Genomic DNA, 18506 nt, shown 5'->3' with positions numbered 1-18506 from the left:
TTCTTCCCCCCGACTGCATAGGCTTGAAAGGGGGGAAGTTTGCATGGACAAAGTCATCGTCATCACCGGCGGAAGTCGCGGTATCGGTGCCGCTACTGCGCTGTTGGCCGCCAAACAAGGCTATCGGATCTGCATCAACTACCAGTCCGATGAGCAGGCGGCGCAAACGGTGCTGGACCAGGTCCGCGCCTTGGGCGCCCAAGCCATCGCCGTGCGCGCCGACGTCAGTATCGAAGACGAAGTCATCGCCTTGTTCAACCGGGTGGACAGCGAGCTGGGTCGGGTCACGGCGCTGGTGAACAACGCCGGCACCGTGGGGCAAAAATCCCGGGTCGAAGAAATGTCTGAATTTCGCATCCTCAAGATTCTCAAGACCAACGTGTTGGCGCCAGTCCTCTGCGCCAAGCACGCCATCTTGCGCATGTCGCCCAGGCACGGCGGGCAGGGCGGCAGCATAGTCAACGTCTCCTCGGTCGCCGCGCGTTTGGGCTCGCCTAACGAGTACGTCGATTACGCAGCCTCCAAGGGGGCGCTCGACACCTTCACCATCGGCCTGTCCAAGGAAGTGGCGGGTGAGGGGATCCGGGTGAACGCCGTGCGTCCGGGCTACATCTACACCGATTTCCACGCCCTGAGCGGCGATCCGGATCGAGTCAGCAAGCTCGAATCGGCGATTCCGATGGCCCGGGGCGGGCGGCCGGATGAGGTGGCGGAGGCGATTGTGTGGTTGTTGTCGGACAAGGCGTCTTATGCGACGGGGACCTTTGTCGATCTAGGCGGCGGGCGTTAGCGCTTCAGATTTTCATCGCTGAATCTGACCCCTTCGCGAGCAGGCTCGCTCCCACAGGTGACCGCATAACCCTGTGGGAGCGAGCCTGCTCGCGAAGGCGATCTTTCAAGCAATAAAAAACCTCAGAACGACCGCACAATTCGCCCCAACGTCTCCATCGCCTTCTCCGAAGCCTCATCCCACGGGCTTCCATAATTCAGCCGAATACAATTCCTGAAACGCTGCGTCGGCGAAAAAATCGGCCCCGGGGCGATGCTGATGCCTTGTGCCAACGCCATCTGGAACAACTTCAACGAATCCATCTGTTCGGGTAATTCCAGCCAGAGGAAGTAGCCGCCAGCCGGTTGGCTGACGCGGGTCTGCGCCGGGAAATAGCGGGCAATCGCCGACAGCATGGCGCTTTGCTGTTCCTCCAGGGCGTAACGCAACCTGCGCAAATGCCGATCGTAACCGCCGTGCTGCAGGTAGTCGGCAATGGCTGCCTGGGCCGGCATCGATGCGCAAAGGGAGGTCATGAGTTTGAGTCGCTCGATCTTCTGCGCATAGCGCCCGGCGGCGACCCAGCCAATGCGGTAACCCGGGGCCAGGCTCTTGGCGAAAGAACCACAGTGCATCACCAACCCTTCGGTATCGAACGCTTTCGCCGGTTTCGGCGCCTGTTGGCCGTAATAGAGTTCGGCGTAGACGTCATCTTCGATCAACGGCACTTGATGGACGCGCAGCAACTCCACCAGTTCGCGTTTTTTCGCCTCGGGCATGGTCGCGCCCATGGGATTCTGGAAACTGGTCATGCACCAGCAGGCCTTGATCGGGTGGCGTTCCAGGGTTTGCGCGAGCACGCCGAGGTCAATGCCGTCGCGCGGATGCACGGGGATTTCCACGGCTTTGAGTTTCAAGCGTTCCAGCACTTGCAGGCAGGCGTAGAACGCCGGGGCCTCGATGGCCACGAGGTCGCCGGGTTGAGTCACGGCTTGCAGGCACAGGTTCAGCGCTTCCAGCGCACCGTTGGTGATCAGCAGCTCTTCCATGGGCAGCATCAAGCCGCCGACCATGTAGCGCAGGGCAATTTGCCGGCGCAGTTGCGGGTTGCCCGGCGACATGTCGGTGACCACCATGCGCGGGTCCATGTCCCGGGCAGCGCTGGCCAGGGAGCGCGACAGGCGTTGCAGCGGAAACAGGGTCGGGCTGGGGAATGCCGAGCCGAAGGCGACGGTGTTCGGGTCCTTGATCGATTCGAGGACCGAGAACACCAGTTCGCTGACGTCGACTTCGGTGGATTCATTGACCTGGCTACTGATCACCGGCTCGGAAAACGGCCGGGGTGCATGGGCGTTGACGAAGTAGCCGGAGCGCGGTCGGGCGCGAATCAGGCCGCGACGCTCGAGCAGGTAATAGGCCTGGAACACCGTTGACGGGCTGACTCCATGGGTCTGGCTGGCGTAGCGCACCGACGGCACGCGCTGGCCGGGCCCGAGGACGCCGGTGCGGATCAGTTCAGCGATGTCATCGGCGAATTTTTCGTAGCGTTTCATCTAAGTCCCGGTGCAGTCAGTCTGGGAAATCGGTGGAGATTTCATCGCTGGCAAGCCAGCTCCCACAGAATCACGCCTACCTGTAGGAGCTGGCTTGCCAGCGAAGGCATTCTAGAGGCTCAACGATTCATTGGTGCAACAAACCGGCTCTTGGCCACGCTGAAGATGCCCGGCTCATCGCTGTCGACGATCTTGAAACTGATGCTCTGCGAGCTGCTGGCAGGCCGCTCCGTGGTCATCGCCACCGATACCGGCACATCGACAATCTCCCCCGGCGCCAGGCTCAGTTCGGTCTTGCCCTGCAGCTGGAACCCATCGACATCCACCAGCGTCAGGCGGTAGTCCTGGCGTTGCTGGGTCTTGTTGATGACCTTGAGGCTGTAGATGTTTTCGATCTGCCCCAGATTGTTCTCGCGGAACAGACCGCGGTCCTTGCTCACGTCCAGCGACACCATCGGCCGCTCCATCAACGCGACCACCAGCGCAGCGATCATCACCAGCAGCACGGCGGTGTAACCGATCAGTCGTGGCCGCAACAGGTGGGTCTTGCCGCCTTGCAACTGGTGCTCCGAGGTATAGCTGATCAGCCCGCGCTCGTAGCCCATCTTGTCCATGATCGAATCACAGGCGTCGATACACGCCGCGCAACCGATGCATTCCATCTGCAAGCCGTCGCGAATGTCGATGCCGGTTGGGCAGACCTGCACGCAGAGCTGGCAATCGATGCAGTCACCCAGGCCGACCTCGGCGGGCTTGACCTCGCGTTTGCGCGGGCCTCGGTGCTCGCCACGGGCCACGTCGTAGGAAATGGTCAGGGTGTCCTTGTCGAACATCACGCTCTGGAATCGCGCATAGGGGCACATGTGCATGCACACCGCTTCACGCAACCAGCCCGCATTGATGTAGGTGGCACCGGTGAAGAACAGCACCCAGAACAGGCTGACACCGCCCATTTGCCAGGTCAGCAGCGCTTCTGCCAGTGGGCGGATTGGCGTGAAATAGCCGACGAAGGTCAGGCCGGTCAGCAGGCTGATGGCCAGCCATAAAGTGTGTTTGGCCGAACGGCGCAGCAGTTTGTTCAGCCCCCAGGGCGCCGCTTGCAGTTTGATCCGCTGGTTTCGTTCGCCTTCGGTGATCTTCTCGCACCACATGAAGATCCAGGTCCAAGAGCTCTGCGGGCAGGTGTAGCCGCACCAGACCCGGCCGGCGAACACGGTGATCGCGAACAGGCCGAACGCGGCGATGATCAGCAGCGCCGAGAGCAGGATGAAATCCTGCGGCCAGAACGTCGCGCCAAAAATGTGGAATTTGCTCTCGGAAAGATCCCAAAGCACCGCCTGGCGACCACCCCAGTTCAACCACACGGTGCCAAAGAACAACAGGAACAGAAAACCCGCGCCGCTGATGCGCAGGGAACGGAACAGGCCGGTGAAGCTACGGGTGTGGATCAGGTTGTCGCTGGACTTGGCCTTCATCTTTGGACGCGAAGGCTCGAAAGTCTTGACGACGGGGGCGCTTTCCAGGGTTCGGACGGGGATTCTATCGCTCATGGTCTTTCGCTCATCAGCCTCCATCAGGCAGGAGCACTATGAGCGGCGATCTGTTTGCATAACAGACTCAGGTATTACTTTAAAAACCGGATCAGATGGGCACGAAAGCCCCACTTGCGACAACTTGAAGCAGCTGTCGGGGCAGGGCCGGGAGGCCTATACCTGACGTATTTGGGCTTTGTTGATCCGGCTCAGTCAAATCACCGAATCACTGTCGGTGGCCTTCAGATGCCGCCGACCGTCCACCGCACCTGCTACGGTCAATGCGTCGGCTTCTGCTTCGGTGATGTAGATACGCTGTCCTTCGAGGTCGACTGCCGACATGGCCTTGACCTCATCGGTGATGATGGTCACATCGGGACACAGGCGAATTTCCTCGCCGCTTTCGGTGGTAAAGAAGCAGGTCTGGTTCTCGATGCGTACGGTCATGTCGTGATCCTTGTTTTTCAGGACTGATGAGGCATTAGGGTCTCGGCACCGGCCATCGTTCTGTGCAACTGATTAATGGTCGGCGCGGTCAATCCTCCATGACCCTTTGCAAGGCTCTTCACGAGGGAGCGCGCCATGAACGCCTGGTGGCATGAAGTCTGGGTGACCCTGCAAGCCGAATTCGCCGACATCGGCGATGCCTCGCAATTGACCCGAATCACCGTGCGCCTGCTGATAGCGGCGGTATTGGGCGGCATTCTCGGTTTCGAGCGCGAGCACAAGGGCAAGGCAGCGGGGGTGCGCACCCACATGCTGGTGGCACTTGGCGCGGCGCTGTTCGTGCTGGTGCCGCAGATGTCTGGCTCCCAGGCCGACGCCATGAGCCGGGTCGTCCAAGGCGTGATCGCCGGGATCGGCTTCCTCGGTGCCGGCACCATCCTGAAAAACCAGGAAGGCGATGAAGGCCACGTCAAGGGCCTGACCACCGCCGCCGGGTTATGGATGACCGCCGCCATCGGGGTGTCCGCGGGGTTGGGAAGGGAGGCGACGGCTGTGTTGAGTACGTTGTTGGCGTTGCTGATTCTCGGCGTCATGCCCGGCATCGTGAAGATGCTGGAGAAAGACAAAGACCAATTGTAGGAGCTGGCTTGCCAGCGAAAAACTCAAGAGCGCCTCGGGGTGTCTGGCTTCCAGCGTCATCGTTCACGACCTTCGTCGGAGCGCCGCCCGGAGCAAGCTCGCTCCTACAAGTTCCCCCAGCGAAGAGGGGGAACGATCAACTGTCTTCATTCAGGGGTCACAATCACCGGTGGCATCGTCGTCGGCGGCTCTTCCCGGGGTGGCGGGTTTGTGCCCGGTGGGTCCTGCTCGGGCACAGGCTGCGGATCGGTGGGTGGTATCACCGGGTCATCGATGTTCGGATCGGGGGTTTCGGCAGGGAATGGATTGTTCATCGTTGATGCCTCCAGTGGCACATGGCGTGAGTCGTGCTTAAGTTGGTTGACCACTGCGCGCAGGATTTGACTCCCGGCAGATCCCGCTGAACTTTTCCCGGCGGCCGGCGCTCGGAACCTAAGTGAGTTCATTGCAGGGGGTAATCGCCCGTGCGATGACAATCAGACACAAGAGCGTCCATGGGGCGTAAAGGAGTGATGCTCGATGACGGCTGAAAAACCGACTGAACTGAGCTACAACCCGCACATGCCACTTTCCCAGGCGTTGCTGCTGCCGCGAATCGTGATTGAAAATACCCTGCCAACCCTTGAAGGCGGTCAGTTTGCGGTCAAGGCCGTGGTCGGGCAGGACGTTGTGGTCACCAGCAAGGTGTTCGCCGACGGTCACGACAAGTTGGCGGTACGTGTGCGCTGGCAGGCCGAGGGCGATGAGGTCTGGCAAAGCGAGGTCATGGCCGATCTGGGCAACAACGGTTGGCAGGGCCGGTTTCGGGTGCAGGACCAGGGCCGCTATGTGTTCTGCATTGAAGCCTGGGTCGATCAGTTCGCCAGCTTTTGCTACGAACTTGAAAAAAAGCACCTCGCCGCCGTTCCGGTCAGTCTTGAGCTGCAGGAAGGCCGCCTGCACGTCCAGCAAGCCGCCGCACGCGCCGAAGGTCAGCTGAGCGAGCAATTGGCCGCGTTGCACCACCAACTGGCGGGCCTGCTCGAAACCGAGCAGGTTGCACTGTTTCTGCACCCGCGCAGTGCCGAGTTGATGGCCCTGGCCGATCATCGTCCCTACCTGAGCCTGAGCCCGGAATACCCGGTCGATGTCGAGCGAGAACTGGCGCAGTTCGCCAGTTGGTATGAACTGTTTCCACGCTCGATCACCGACGATCCGGCGCGCCACGGTACATTCAACGATGTGCATTCCCGGCTGGCGATGATCCAGGACATGGGCTTCGACGTGCTGTACTTCCCGCCAATCCACCCGATCGGCCGCAGTTATCGCAAAGGCCCGAACAATTCCCTGACCGCCGGCCCCGACGACCCGGGCAGCCCCTATGCCATCGGCAGCGAAGAGGGTGGGCACGAGGCGATTCACTCGCAGTTGGGCACCCGCGAAGACTTCCGTCGCCTGGTGGCGGCGGCCGCGGATTACGGCCTGGAGATCGCCCTCGACTTTGCCATCCAGTGTTCCCAGGACCACCCATGGCTCAAGCAGCACCCCGGGTGGTTCAACTGGCGACCGGACGGCACGATCAAATACGCGGAGAACCCGCCGAAAAAATACCAGGACATCGTCAATGTCGACTTCTATGCCGTGGAGTCAATCCCCAGCCTATGGCTCGAACTGCGCGACATCGTGGTCGGCTGGGTGCAGGAGGGCGTGAAGATTTTTCGCGTCGACAACCCGCACACCAAGCCGCTGCCGTTCTGGCAATGGCTGATCGCCGACGTTCGTGCACTTTATCCGGAGGTGATTTTCCTCGCCGAAGCCTTTACCACCCCGGCAATGATGGCGCGGCTGGGCAAGGTCGGGTACTCGCAGAGCTACACCTACTTCACTTGGCGCAACACCAAGGCGGAGTTGGCGACCTATTTCACCGAACTCAATGAATCGCCATGGCGCGAATGCTACCGGCCGAACTTCTTCGTCAATACACCTGACATCAACCCGGCGTTCCTGCATGAATCCGGTCGCCCCGGTTTTCTCATTCGCGCGGCGCTGGCAACTATGGGCTCCGGTTTGTGGGGCATGTACTCCGGCTTTGAGCTGTGCGAGTCCGCGCCGATCCCGGGCAAGGAGGAATACCTCGACTCCGAGAAGTACGAGATCCGGCCCAGGGACTTCAATGCCCCCGGCAACATCATTGCCGAGATCGCCCAGCTCAACCGCATCCGCCGGCAAAACCCGGCATTGCACTCGCATCTGGGCCTCAAGGTCTATAACGCCTGGAATGACAACATCCTGTACTTCGGCAAGCGCAGCCCCGACGGCAGCAATTTCATTCTGGTGGCGGTCAACCTTGATCCGCACAACGTCCAGGAGGCGAATTTCGAGTTGCCGCTGTGGGAAATGGGCTTGCCGGACGATGCCAGCACCCAGGGTGAAGACTTGATGAACGGCCATCGCTGGACCTGGCATGGCAAGCACCAGTTCATGCGCATCGATCCGGCGTATCAGCCGTTCGGGATCTGGCGGATTACCCCCTGACACATGATCGTTCCCATGCTCCGCGTGGGAATGCAGCCCGTGACGCTCCGTGTCACTGGACGCAGAGCGTCCCTTGAGACATTCCCACGCAGAGCGTGGGAACGATCCGCGTCAGGGCGTTCTTTCGTATTCAACAGGAGTTTCAAATGGCGAAGAAACCCAAGGCAGCCACCTTCATCAAGGACCCGCTCTGGTACAAGGACGCGGTCATCTATCAAGTTCACGTCAAATCCTATTTCGACTCCAATAACGACGGAATCGGCGACTTTCCTGGCCTGATCGCCAAGCTCGACTACATTGCCGACCTGGGCGTCAATACCATCTGGCTGTTGCCGTTCTACCCCTCGCCACGTCGCGACGATGGTTATGACATCGCCGAATACCGTGGCGTGCACAGCGACTACGGGACCATGGCCGACGCCAAGCGCTTCATCGCCGAGGCGCACAAACGCGGTTTGCGGGTGATCACCGAACTGGTCATCAACCACACCTCGGACCAGCACGCCTGGTTCCAGCGCGCACGCAAGGCCAAGAAGGGTTCCGCCGCGCGGGATTTCTACGTGTGGTCCGATGACGATCAAAAATACGACGGCACCCGCATCATCTTTCTCGACACCGAAAAATCCAACTGGACCTGGGACCCGGTGGCCGGCCAGTACTTCTGGCACCGCTTCTACTCGCACCAGCCGGATCTGAATTTCGACAACCCGCAGGTGATGAAAGCGGTGCTGTCGGTCATGCGCTACTGGCTCGACATGGGCATCGACGGTTTGCGCCTCGACGCCATCCCGTACCTGATCGAGCGCGACGGCACCAACAACGAGAACCTGCCGGAGACCCACGATGTCCTCAAGCAGATCCGCGCCGAAATCGACGCCCATTACCCGGACCGCATGCTGCTGGCCGAGGCCAACCAATGGCCGGAAGACACCCAGCTGTATTTCGGCGACACCGATAAAAAGGGCCTGAACGGCGACGAATGCCACATGGCGTTTCACTTCCCGTTGATGCCGCGCATGTACATGGCGCTGGCCCAGGAAGACCGGTTTCCAATCACCGACATCTTGCGCCAGACGCCGGAGATCCCGGCCAATTGCCAGTGGGCGATCTTCCTGCGCAACCACGATGAACTGACCCTGGAGATGGTCACCGACAAGGAACGTGACTACCTGTGGAATTACTATGCGGCCGACCGACGGGCGCGGATCAACCTGGGGATTCGCCGCCGCCTGGCGCCGCTGATGGAGCGTGATCGCCGGCGCGTGGAGCTGCTCAACAGCCTGTTGCTGTCGATGCCCGGCACGCCGACCTTGTACTACGGTGACGAGATCGGCATGGGCGACAATATCTACCTCGGCGATCGCGACGGTGTGCGCACGCCGATGCAGTGGTCGATCGACCGCAACGGCGGGTTTTCCCGCGCTGACCCGGCCAGCCTCGTGCTGCCGCCGATCATGGACCCGCAATACGGCTACCTGTCGGTAAATGTCGAAACCCAGGCCGGCGATCCGCATTCGCTGTTGAACTGGACCCGACGCATGTTGGCGGTGCGCAAGCAGTCCAAGGCGTTCGGGCGCGGCACCTTGAAAATGCTCTCGCCGACCAATCGCCGGGTGCTGGCCTATACCCGCGAATACACCGGCCCTGACGGCAAGCACGAAATCATTCTGTGCGTGGCCAACGTTTCGCGCAGCGCCCAGGCCGTGGAGCTGGACTTGTCGGCGTACGTTGGCATGGTGCCCGTGGAGATGCTCGGCGGTAACGCGTTTCCACCCATTGGCCAATTGAGTTTCCTCCTGACCCTGGCGCCCTACGGGTTCTACTGGTTCGGCCTCGCAGCGGAGAACCAGATGCCCAGCTGGCACGTGGAGCCGGCGCAAAGCCTGCCGGACTTCACCACGCTTGTACTGAAAAAGCGCATGGAAGAACTGCTCGAAGCGCCTTCGCGCACCATGTTGGAGCAGGGCATCCTGCCGAACTGGCTGCAGAACCGCCGCTGGTTCGCCGGCAAGGACGCGGCCATCGAACAGGTCAACCTGGCCTACGGTGTGCGATTTGGCGATGCGCAGCATCCGGTGTTGCTGAGTGAAATCGAAGTCACCGGCGGCGGCCAGACCAGCCGCTACCAACTGCCGTTCGGCTTCATCGCCGAAGACCAGGTCGGCACCGCATTGCCCCAGCAATTGGCCCTGTCGCGGGTGCGCCGTGGCCCGCAGGTCGGCTTGATCACGGATGCCTTCAGCCTGGAAAACTTTATCCGCGCGGTGATGCAAGGCATGCACGACCACACGGTGTTGCCTTCCGATGGCGGCGAGATCCGTTTCGAACCCACGGCCGAGCTAGCCAAGCTGGGCCTGACGGCGGAGTCGGCGGTGCGTTACCTGTCGGCCGAGCAATCCAACAGTTCGGTGGTGGTCGGCAACAGCCTGGTGTTGAAACTGATCCGCAAGGTCGCGTCGGGCGTGCACCCGGAACTGGAAATGAGCGCCTACCTGACCACTGCCGGCTTCGGCAATATCTCGCCGCTGCTGGGGGCGGTGGTACGTCGCGATGCGGAGGGCGAAGACAACCTGCTGATGATCGCCCAGGGCTACTTGAGTAATCAGGGCGATGCCTGGGAGTGGACCCAGAACAACCTGGAGCGGGCGTTGCGCGACGAGCTTGCGGACGCCATGTCCGAACAGGAACAGCACTACAACGCGCTGGGCGAGTTGAAGGACTTCGCCGCCATGCTCGGCCAGCGCCTGGGTGAAATGCATCAGGTGCTGGCGGCTGCCAGCGAAAACCCTGACTTTGATCCGCACATCACCACGCAAAAGGATGCATCGGCGACGGGCAAGGATGTCGTGGCACAAATCGAGCATGCATTGAAGTTGCTCAAGCAGCATCAAGATGAACTGAACCCGGCGGACAAAACCCTGGTCAGCCGTTTACTGGAGAACAAAAAGGCGATTCTTGGGCATGTCCAGGAGCTGGCCAAAAAGACCGCGGGTGGATTGCGCATCCGCGTACACGGTGACTTGCACCTCGGCCAGGTGCTGGTGATCAAGGGCGATGCGTACCTGATCGACTTCGAAGGCGAACCGGCGCGACCACTGCCCGAACGTCGGGGCAAGCACAGCCCGTACAAGGATGTCAGTGGCGTGCTGCGTTCTTTCGACTATGCGGCGGCGATGACCATCAACGTGCATAACGTTGATAACACAGCGAATGCCCAGGAAGCTCGCAAACGGGTCGGCGATCGCTATTTAAGTGAGGCAAGACAGGCATTTATCCACGCTTATCGGCTGGCGGCAGCTACGCTTGGCCATGCGTGGCAAGATCCGGATGGCGAAGATGCCGCGTTGGCATTGTTCGGCCTGGAGAAGGCGGCGTATGAAGTGGCCTACGAGGCGGAAAATCGCCCCGGCTGGCTGCCCGTGCCGTTGCACGGTTTATATGGATTATTGAGTGGGCTTAAACCCTTTTCCGATCTTGGTGGAGAGTAGTCATGAGTTTCTCGAACAAGGAACAGGGTCATCATCACAGTGAAGCGCTGCTACCCAGGGCGCGGGATATCGATGCGCTGGTGCGGGCCGAGCATCGCGATCCCTTTGCCATTCTCGGCCCCCACGGCGACGGTGTCGGCGGACAATTCATCCGCGCTTACCTGCCGGGCGCCTTGAGCGTTCAGGTGGTGGCCAGGGAAACCGGGGAGGAGCTGGGCAACCTTGAAACGACCCAGACCCCCGGGCTGTTCGTCGGGCATTTCCAACGGGCGCAGCCTTATCTGTTGCGCACCCGCTGGGCCGGTGGCGAGCAGTTAGCCGAAGACCCCTACAGTTTTGGCCCGTTGCTCGGTGACATGGATTTGTACCTGTTCGCCGAAGGCAATCACCGCGACCTGAGCAGCGCCCTGGGTGCCCAGTTGAAGACCGTGGACGGTGTCGATGGCGTGCGATTCGCCGTGTGGGCACCGAATGCCCGGCGGGTGTCGGTGGTGGGGGATTTCAACGTCTGGGACGGTCGACGCCATCCGATGCGCCTGCGCCACCCCACCGGTGTCTGGGAAGTGTTCATCCCACGCCTGCAGGCGGGGGAGGCCTACAAATACGAAATCCTCGGCAAGGACGGGATCCTGCCACTCAAGGCCGACCCCATGGCGCTGGCCACCAGCCTGCCACCGGACACCGCCTCGAAAGTCGCCTCGCCTCTGAAGATCGACTGGCAGGATCAGGACTGGATGCAATCGCGGGGCGAACGCCATCGCCCGACGGCGCCCTTGTCGATCTACGAACTGCACGCCGGTTCCTGGCAGTGCGAGCTGGACGACCTGGGCGAAGTGGCCCGGCAATACACCTGGCCGGAACTGGCCGAGCGGCTGATTCCGTATGTGAAGGACCTGGGGTTCACCCACATCGAGCTGATGCCGATCATGGAGCACCCGTTCGGTGGCTCCTGGGGCTATCAATTGCTTTCGCAATTCGCCACCAGCGCCCGCTACGGGACGGGCGACGAGTTCGCCGCCTTCGTGAATGACTGCCACCTGGCGGGTATCGGCGTGATCCTCGACTGGGTGCCGGCGCATTTTCCCACCGACGTCCATGGCCTGGCCCAGTTCGACGGCACCGCGCTGTACGAATACGGCAACCCGCAGGAAGGTTTCCACCAGGACTGGGACACCCTGATCTACAACCTCGGCCGCACCGAAGTGCACGGCTACATGCTGGCGTCGGCGCTGCACTGGCTCAAGCATTTCCACGTCGATGGCCTGCGGGTCGATGCGGTGGCCTCGATGCTGTACCGCGATTACTCGCGCAAGGCCGGCGAGTGGGTGCCCAACCGCCATGGCGGCCGGGAGAACCTCGAGGCCATCGACTTCCTGCGTCACCTCAATGACGTCGTGGCGCTGGAAGCCCCTGGAGCGCTGGTGATCGCCGAAGAGTCCACCGCCTGGCCCGGCGTCAGCCAGGGCACGCAACAGGGCGGCCTGGGTTTCGCCTATAAGTGGAACATGGGCTGGATGCACGATTCGCTGCACTACATCCAGCAAGACCCGGTGTACCGTGCCCATCACCACAACGAACTCAGTTTCGGCCTGGTGTACGCCTGGTCGGAACGTTTCATCCTGCCGATTTCCCACGATGAAGTGGTGCACGGCAAGCACTCGCTGATCGACAAGATGCCCGGCGACCGCTGGCAGAAATTCGCCAACCTGCGGGCCTACCTGAGCTTCATGTGGACCCATCCGGGCAAGAAACTGTTGTTCATGGGCTGCGAATTTGGCCAATGGCGCGAGTGGAACCACGACCAGCAGCTTGATTGGTACCTGTTGCAGTACTCCGAGCACAAAGGCGTGCAGAAGTTGGTGAGCGACCTCAATCGCCTGTATCGCGACGTGCCGGCACTGCACGAACAGGACGACGTGCCGCAAGGCTTCCAGTGGCTGATCGGCGATGATGCGATCAACAGTGTTTATGCCTGGATGCGCTGGAGCAAGGACGGCCAGCCGATACTGGTGGTCGCCAACTTCACCCCGGTGCCACGTGAGGCTTATCGGGTCGGCGTGCCGTTTGCCGGGCAGTGGAGCGAGGTGTTCAACAGCGATTCGTCGATCTATGCCGGTTCCAACTATGGCAACAGTGGCGGGGCGACCGCCGAGGAAACGCCGAGCCATGGCCAGGCGTTGTCGCTGGTGCTGAACCTGCCGCCGTTGGCGGTGTTGATGCTGCGGCCGGCGGGCTGACCCAGGGCCGCTTTCGCGGGCAAGCCGGATCGTACGGCGATCGCATTTGCCCGCGAAGATCGGGACCTGCAACCAGGTCCCGGCCGGTTCTTTCACCAACGCATTCGTACACCCAGGCTGCCGATCAAGCCATTCAAATCGTTGTCATCCACATCGCTGCTGTAGTCGGCGCTGACGTACAGGCTCACGGTCGGCGTCACCCTTGCCACCAAACCCAAGCCCAGTTCGACCGTCGAGGAGTAACGGCTGCTGCTGATCTTGTCGACCTGGTCGAGGGTCACGGTATTGCCGGTGTACACCGTGTGCCACAAGTTGGTTCGCACATAGGGTTCGACGGGCAGGCCGTTGATGTCGTAGCTACCCTTCAACTTGGCACCGACCCGGCCGCTCCAGGAGCTGAGTTCACTGGAGGAGGCATTGCCCGAACCCGCATAGGGCGTATCCAGGGTGATCCGCTGATTGATCAATTGCGCCTGGGGTTCGACCACCCAGTTTTCACTGATGCCAATCGGGAAGCCGCCTTCGACCGAGAGGGTCACCGCGCTGCCTTCGGTGGCTTGGCGGGCGCCTTGCTCATTGCGACTGAACCCATTGACGCGACCCCCGCTGGCCGACAGATCGACGTGCCAGCCTTGGGGCCCGGTCAGGCTCCAGTAGGCGCCGAGGCTCTGCCCTTGCAGGTTGAGGGTGTCGTTGCGTGGGTCCGATTGCGCGCGATTGGTCAGCAAGCCGTTGCCGGTGCCATGGAACTCGGCGGTGCCGCCAATCAGGCCGACCCGCTGGGTGTGACCGTTATTGCTTTGCAGGGTCAGGAGCGCCGGGCTTTTCAGTTCGCCGGAGCCGGGAATGGAGAAACCCTGGGCGAGGGCGTCGGTTTGCGCCTGGCGCGAGGCCTGGCCATACAGTTGATCCCAGGCCCCGGGAGCAGCCTCTGCGACGGTCAGGCTTGAACTGCGTATATCGGCAATCGGGCTGAAGTGGCCGGGATAAGGGGTGGTGGGTGCAGACAGGGTGAGCGTCGGGATGTCCTGGCGGTACCAGGGGGTGGTTTCTTCCTCGGCGGGGGAAGCCTGCACTTCCATGGATGAACACAACAGCAATGTACTTGAAACGGTGCAAACGCTAATCCGGATCTCTTGAGGGGTGAATGAAGTTTTCATGGAGGTCTACCTTGCAATCGCATGCGGTATCTCGCTGTGGCGTCTCTCCTACCCCGAGTGAGGGGCGACCGAATGAATTAGGGCAAGCCGACTCCTGCCCGTTTCTACGGGTGGTTAACGGTTGGTCCTGATGGTGGTTCCGGGGTAGTAACGTGAAGTCAAGAGGACCCCTGCCATTGCGTCAAGAAAATGGCCGATAAATGGTAGGGGTATTTCAGATCATATAAGTGACTGATTTACGACGCATACCTAAGTGCTTGTTTATTGGATAAAACGTCAAAAAACTCGCGAGCTAGAGCCTTTGCTCAGTCCTACCAGCTCACCCTGATTCCCAGGTTGCCGCTCATTCCACGCAGTGGGTTGCTGTCGATATTGCTGCTGTAATCTGCGTTGGCGTAGACGCTGACAGCAGGTGCAAGCGTGAGGATCGCGCCGATGCCGAGATCCGCCGAAGAGGTGCGTTGTTCGGTGTTGATCTCGGTGCTGTCGTCGAATGTCACCGTGTCGGTACCCGATACTGTGTGCCACAGGTTGACGCGCAGGTAGGGTTCCAACGGCAGGCCAGCGACTTCGTAGCTTCCCTTGAGCCGGGCGCCGAGGCGGCCGGTCCAGGCTGGGTCCGAATCGAAAGATACCTTGGAAATGCCGTCGTCCTGACTTTTCAGGTCAACCTTTTGATGGATGATTTGTACCTGGGGTTCGACGACCCATTTGTCTGCCACTGAAATGGGGTAGCCGCCCTCAGCCGAGAGGGTAACGGCATGACCATCGTTGTCGATTTTCAGGCCGCGGTCGGAGTGGCTGTCGCCGTTCAGCCAGGTGTACATCGCCACGGTATCGACGTACCAGCCCTTGGGATCGATCAGGGTCCAGTAGAGCCCCAGGCTATCGCCTTGCAGCTCGACCTTGCCGGCGCGCTTGTCCTGGAAGCCCTGGTTGAAACCGTCGACATCACCCTTCAAGCGGCTATGGCCGACGAAGAAACCGGTGCGCTGGGTTTGCCCGCCGGTGGTTTGCGAGCCGAACAGATCGTTGCCCACCTGAAAGCCGTTGAGCGATCCGTCGAGCCGTGGCGTGACGGTGCCGGCCCAGGTCTGCTCGAAGTTTTTCCCGTAGATCCGGCCCCAGCCCGCGCCAAAGGCTCCGGTTTCGTTTAGCAGACGTTGATCTCCCTGGCGATCATGGAAAGTGCCGAGCGCCGTCATGGCCAGCTGTGCGGCCGCCGGTGGCAACACCGACCAGACCGGGACTTCCTGACGGTACAGGGGAATCGGCGCCGCACCGGCAACGGGCGCCGGCAAGGGCGGTGTGCCGACAGCCGCCACCGGTGCCGCCACCAACGGCACCAGGACGGGCGGCACGGCTGGTTCGGGCGTGGGGGTTGGAACTGGATTTGGAGTCGGATCCGGATTGGGCGCCGCCGCTGCAACCAACGGCGGCGCGACGACGGCCGAACGCAGGTACCAGCTGTTTTCGCTTCCGGCGGTGACGCCACCCTTGAACAGGTAATAATCGAAAGCGCCGACCGACAATGGGGCTTTGAGCGTAAAGGCACCACTGTCGCTGATGGCCGTGCCTTGGGCCTGGACCACCTGAATGCCGTTTTGCAGGGTGGCAGCGCCCGTGCCGCCCAGGTTGTTGACGGTAATGGACGTGGTGCCGGTCAAGGTGCCGTCCTTGACCACCAGTTTGTCGCTGGGGGAGCTGTCATCGCCCAGGATGCTTTGCACCCATAGCTGGCCGCCGTTGCCCGCATAGTTGCCCTGTACCGTCAGGGTGTCGCTGGTGCGGCTGTTGCCACTGCCAAGGTCGATGATCCCGGCGTTGTTCAGCGTCGCACGCTGGCCCGGGGTGAAGGGGGTGAGGCTGCCTTGGGTCGAGGTCACGACACTGCTGCCGTCGATGTTGAACACGCCGCTGCCGCTGGTGTTGTCACCCAGGACAAAATTGCCGTCGAAGTCAAATTGCGAGGCATTGTCCAGGTTGACGGTTTCCCAGTTGACGTAACGAGCGGCTCCGCTGGCTGTAGTGTTATCGAAGGTCAGCAGATCGTTGCCGTTGCCTCCATCGAGGGCTGGGGTCTGGTTCAGGGTGCTTTCATTGAGATTGCGCAGGGTCGCCCGGTCATCGCCATCGCCCATCAGGATCGCCGAAAGGATGGTCCCGCCGCCATCCCGGATCAAGGTGTCATTGCCCGCGCTGGCACGGATCTCGCCGGCGATTGTGCCGCCGGTCACGGTGATCAGGTCGTCGCCACCGCTGACACTGATGTTGCCGCCGATGCTGCCACCGTCAACGATGATGGTGTCAGTGCCAAAGCCGGTGACCAGGTTGCCGAGGATCTGCCCGCCAGACAGATGGAACAGATTGTTATCGAGCTTCATGTCGACCCGGCCGATGGTGCCGCCGCTCATCTCGGCGGTGTCGCCGTCCTCGAAGGCGCCAATGATCGTACCTGCGGTCATTTTGAAAAAGTCGCGGCTGTCGCCCTGGGCGAGGGACTGGATGGTCCCGCCATTCATGAGAAATCTATCGACGCCATTGCCTTGGTTAACAGCCCCCGTGACCTGACCGGCGCTGATGCTGAAAGTGTCGTCACCGTCCCCCTGATTGACGTTCCCGGTAATGACGCCGGAGTTTATGCCAACCGTGTCGTTGCCGGCGCCGAACGTCACATTGCCTGTGACCGTGCCGGTGCCATTGGCGGGAAGGGTCAGGGTGTTGCTTCCCGCCAGGTCGGTCAGCGGCCCGCTGTTGCCGCTGTAGCACACGAAGTTGTCGTTGCCAGCGGAGGATACAAGGGTGCAAGCCGCCTGGCTGGGCAGGGACACGCCCAGGTACAGGCAGATTGAAAGGGCACAGGCGCTGTAACGGCAGCTGGGCAGTGCTTTGCAAAGGTCCATGTGCGTCTCCGCTCAAGATTCGACACAAGATGTCTTGCAAGTAGGGCAAGGCATCAAGTGCATCGGCAGCGCGAGTCGCGAGACATCATCAGGAAAGCAAATAACCCTTCGGGCAACGGCAGCTACGGGCAGGTCCGCACGAATCAATCGAACGGACGGGAGCACCGTAGCAAGTGTTTTTGATTGTATCTACTGTCACAAATGACAGGTAGGGAGCGGATTTTACACATTACAGGTGTACTTCCACCGCCAACGGCAAATGATCTGACAGGTGCGTCCAGGGCTTGTGGCCGAGGATTTTCGGATCGTGGCTACTGGCATTGCGCAGATAGATTCGATCCAGGCGCAGCAACGGGAAGCGCGCCGGGTAGGTTTTCGCCGGCCGGCCATGATGGCGTTCGAAGGCTTCGTGCAAGTAGTCGCGGCGCGAGAGGGCGGCGTTACCCTGCAGTTGCCAGTCGTTGAAGTCGCCGGCAATGATCACGGGGGCGTCATCGGGCAAGGATTCGAGCAGCTGGCAAAGCAGGCGCAACTGCAACTGGCGATGACTCTCCAGCAAGCTCAGGTGCACGCAGATCGCATGCACCTCGGCGTGGCCCGGTACGTCCAGCACGCAATGCAAAAGCCCCCGGCGCTCGGGGCCGGTGATGGAGACGTCGAGGTTGCGGTACTCGCGGATCGGGTATTTGGACAGCAGTGCATTGCCATGGTGACCATCGGGGTAGACCGCATTGCGCCCGTAGGCGAAGTCGCTCCACATGCTGTCGGCGAGAAACTCGTATTGCGAGGTTTGCGGCCAATCGTTGTAACGCGAGGAATGGCGCTCATGTTCACCGACGACTTCCTGCAGGAACACCAGGTCGGCTGATGTGCTGCGCACCGCTTCGCGCAATTCCGGGAGGATGAAGCGCCGGTTGAGGGCGGTAAAGCCTTTGTGGGTGTTGACCGTCAGCACGCGCAATCGATGGATGACCGTGGGGCTGTTCAACGGCACTGATCCTGCTGCCTGCCGATTAGAGTCACTGCTCACGTTCACTCCTCTGAATCCGGGTTGCCTATGTATGCGACTGATGGGGGAGCGTGCAGTTCAGCGCTTTTGGCGTATATATCCATTTTTGGGGAAATGGGCACCGTATGGTTCGCGTGGATTATCTTTCCGGTGTACATATCCATTCCTGCGGTAACGGCCACCTATGGTTTCGCTTTTACAGCGAGTCACTTGGAAAAGCCCCAAGTAACCAAGGGCTCTTGCCCCTGGCGTTCG

Annotated in this window: 12 protein-coding genes; 5 read left to right on the top strand and 7 right to left on the bottom strand. The window is 61.1% G+C overall.

Going from position 1 to position 18506, the window contains the following annotated elements; translation table 11 throughout:
• The first annotated feature begins 43 nt into the window (after positions 1-43).
• Positions 44-790 carry an SDR family oxidoreductase gene (locus tag HFK74_RS00060; RefSeq protein ID WP_180201836.1) on the top strand — a complete coding sequence of 249 codons (747 nt, stop codon included), beginning with the start codon at positions 44-46 and terminating at the stop codon, positions 788-790.
• Between the two features lie 122 nt (positions 791-912).
• Here the strand turns inward: HFK74_RS00060 and mapR are convergent, their stop codons facing one another.
• The 3 genes from mapR to HFK74_RS00045 form a co-directional block, all read right to left on the bottom strand.
• Positions 913-2322 carry a GntR family transcriptional regulator MpaR gene (gene mapR / locus HFK74_RS00055; protein ID WP_180201835.1) on the bottom strand — a complete coding sequence of 470 codons (1410 nt, stop codon included), beginning with the start codon at positions 2320-2322 and terminating at the stop codon, positions 913-915.
• Between the two features lie 119 nt (positions 2323-2441).
• Positions 2442-3872, bottom strand: coding sequence for a cytochrome c oxidase accessory protein CcoG (gene ccoG, locus HFK74_RS00050; RefSeq protein WP_180201834.1), 1431 nt, complete (start codon positions 3870-3872; stop codon positions 2442-2444).
• A 195-nt stretch (positions 3873-4067) separates the two neighbouring features.
• Positions 4068-4301 (bottom strand): DUF3203 family protein, encoded by a 234-nt coding sequence (locus HFK74_RS00045; RefSeq protein WP_180201833.1) that lies wholly within the window; start codon positions 4299-4301, stop codon positions 4068-4070.
• A gap of 135 nt (positions 4302-4436) precedes the next feature.
• On the opposite strand from HFK74_RS00045, the gene HFK74_RS00040 reads away from it, so the two are divergent.
• A complete protein-coding gene (locus tag HFK74_RS00040; protein ID WP_180201832.1) occupies positions 4437-4940 on the top strand; it encodes an MgtC/SapB family protein in 504 nt (167 codons plus the stop codon).
• A gap of 146 nt (positions 4941-5086) precedes the next feature.
• Here HFK74_RS00040 and HFK74_RS00035 read toward each other — a convergent pair whose 3' ends face one another.
• Positions 5087-5254: a hypothetical protein gene (locus tag HFK74_RS00035; RefSeq protein ID WP_180201831.1), complete on the bottom strand. Its 168-nt coding sequence runs from the start codon at positions 5252-5254 to the stop codon at positions 5087-5089.
• A 205-nt stretch (positions 5255-5459) separates the two neighbouring features.
• Between HFK74_RS00035 and HFK74_RS00030 the strand changes: the two genes are divergently transcribed.
• The 3 genes from HFK74_RS00030 to glgB all read left to right on the top strand — a co-directional run bounded on the left by HFK74_RS00030 (position 5460) and on the right by glgB (position 13179).
• Positions 5460-7454, top strand: coding sequence for an alpha-1,4-glucan--maltose-1-phosphate maltosyltransferase (locus HFK74_RS00030; RefSeq protein WP_180201830.1), 1995 nt, complete (start codon positions 5460-5462; stop codon positions 7452-7454).
• A 146-nt stretch (positions 7455-7600) separates the two neighbouring features.
• The gene (treS, locus tag HFK74_RS00025) at positions 7601-10942 is read left to right on the top strand and encodes a maltose alpha-D-glucosyltransferase (protein WP_180201829.1); all 3342 of its coding nucleotides are present in this window, start codon (positions 7601-7603) and stop codon (positions 10940-10942) included.
• A gap of 2 nt (positions 10943-10944) precedes the next feature.
• Positions 10945-13179 carry a 1,4-alpha-glucan branching protein GlgB gene (glgB, locus tag HFK74_RS00020; protein WP_180201828.1) on the top strand — a complete coding sequence of 745 codons (2235 nt, stop codon included), beginning with the start codon at positions 10945-10947 and terminating at the stop codon, positions 13177-13179.
• 92 nt (positions 13180-13271) lie between these two features.
• Here the strand turns inward: glgB and HFK74_RS00015 are convergent, their stop codons facing one another.
• From HFK74_RS00015 to HFK74_RS00005, 3 genes are all read right to left on the bottom strand, one after another.
• A complete protein-coding gene (locus HFK74_RS00015) occupies positions 13272-14339 on the bottom strand; it encodes an autotransporter outer membrane beta-barrel domain-containing protein (RefSeq protein WP_180201827.1) in 1068 nt (355 codons plus the stop codon).
• Positions 14340-14650: 311 nt separating this feature from the next.
• Complete coding sequence (locus HFK74_RS00010) at positions 14651-17242, bottom strand: autotransporter outer membrane beta-barrel domain-containing protein (protein ID WP_180201826.1); 2592 nt, start codon at positions 17240-17242, stop codon at positions 14651-14653.
• Between the two features lie 229 nt (positions 17243-17471).
• Complete coding sequence (locus HFK74_RS00005) at positions 17472-18272, bottom strand: endonuclease/exonuclease/phosphatase family protein (protein WP_180201825.1); 801 nt, start codon at positions 18270-18272, stop codon at positions 17472-17474.
• Positions 18273-18506: the final 234 nt, after the last annotated feature.

It is taken from the genome of Pseudomonas sp. SbOxS1, from assembly GCF_013416725.1.
Lineage (GTDB): Bacteria > Pseudomonadota > Gammaproteobacteria > Pseudomonadales > Pseudomonadaceae > Aquipseudomonas.
The sequence above is the reverse complement of the archived record's forward strand: the minus strand, read 5'-3'. Positions and strand labels throughout refer to the sequence as shown.

Bases quoted from the DNA above. Each gene is read 5' to 3' on its own strand.
- HFK74_RS00010 (WP_180201826.1), bottom strand. From the start codon at position 17,242: ATGGACCTTTGCAAAGCACTGCCCAGCTGCCGTTACAGCGCCTGTGCC.
- HFK74_RS00060 (WP_180201836.1), top strand. From the start codon at position 44: ATGGACAAAGTCATCGTCATCACCGGCGGAAGTCGCGGTATCGGTGCC.
- HFK74_RS00035 (WP_180201831.1), bottom strand. From the start codon at position 5,254: ATGAACAATCCATTCCCTGCCGAAACCCCCGATCCGAACATCGATGAC.
- treS (WP_180201829.1), top strand. From the start codon at position 7,601: ATGGCGAAGAAACCCAAGGCAGCCACCTTCATCAAGGACCCGCTCTGG.
- HFK74_RS00030 (WP_180201830.1), top strand. From the start codon at position 5,460: ATGACGGCTGAAAAACCGACTGAACTGAGCTACAACCCGCACATGCCA.
- HFK74_RS00015 (WP_180201827.1), bottom strand. From the start codon at position 14,339: ATGAAAACTTCATTCACCCCTCAAGAGATCCGGATTAGCGTTTGCACC.
- HFK74_RS00045 (WP_180201833.1), bottom strand. From the start codon at position 4,301: ATGACCGTACGCATCGAGAACCAGACCTGCTTCTTTACCACCGAAAGC.
- ccoG (WP_180201834.1), bottom strand. From the start codon at position 3,872: ATGAGCGATAGAATCCCCGTCCGAACCCTGGAAAGCGCCCCCGTCGTC.
- glgB (WP_180201828.1), top strand. From the start codon at position 10,945: ATGAGTTTCTCGAACAAGGAACAGGGTCATCATCACAGTGAAGCGCTG.
- mapR (WP_180201835.1), bottom strand. From the start codon at position 2,322: ATGAAACGCTACGAAAAATTCGCCGATGACATCGCTGAACTGATCCGC.
- HFK74_RS00040 (WP_180201832.1), top strand. From the start codon at position 4,437: ATGAACGCCTGGTGGCATGAAGTCTGGGTGACCCTGCAAGCCGAATTC.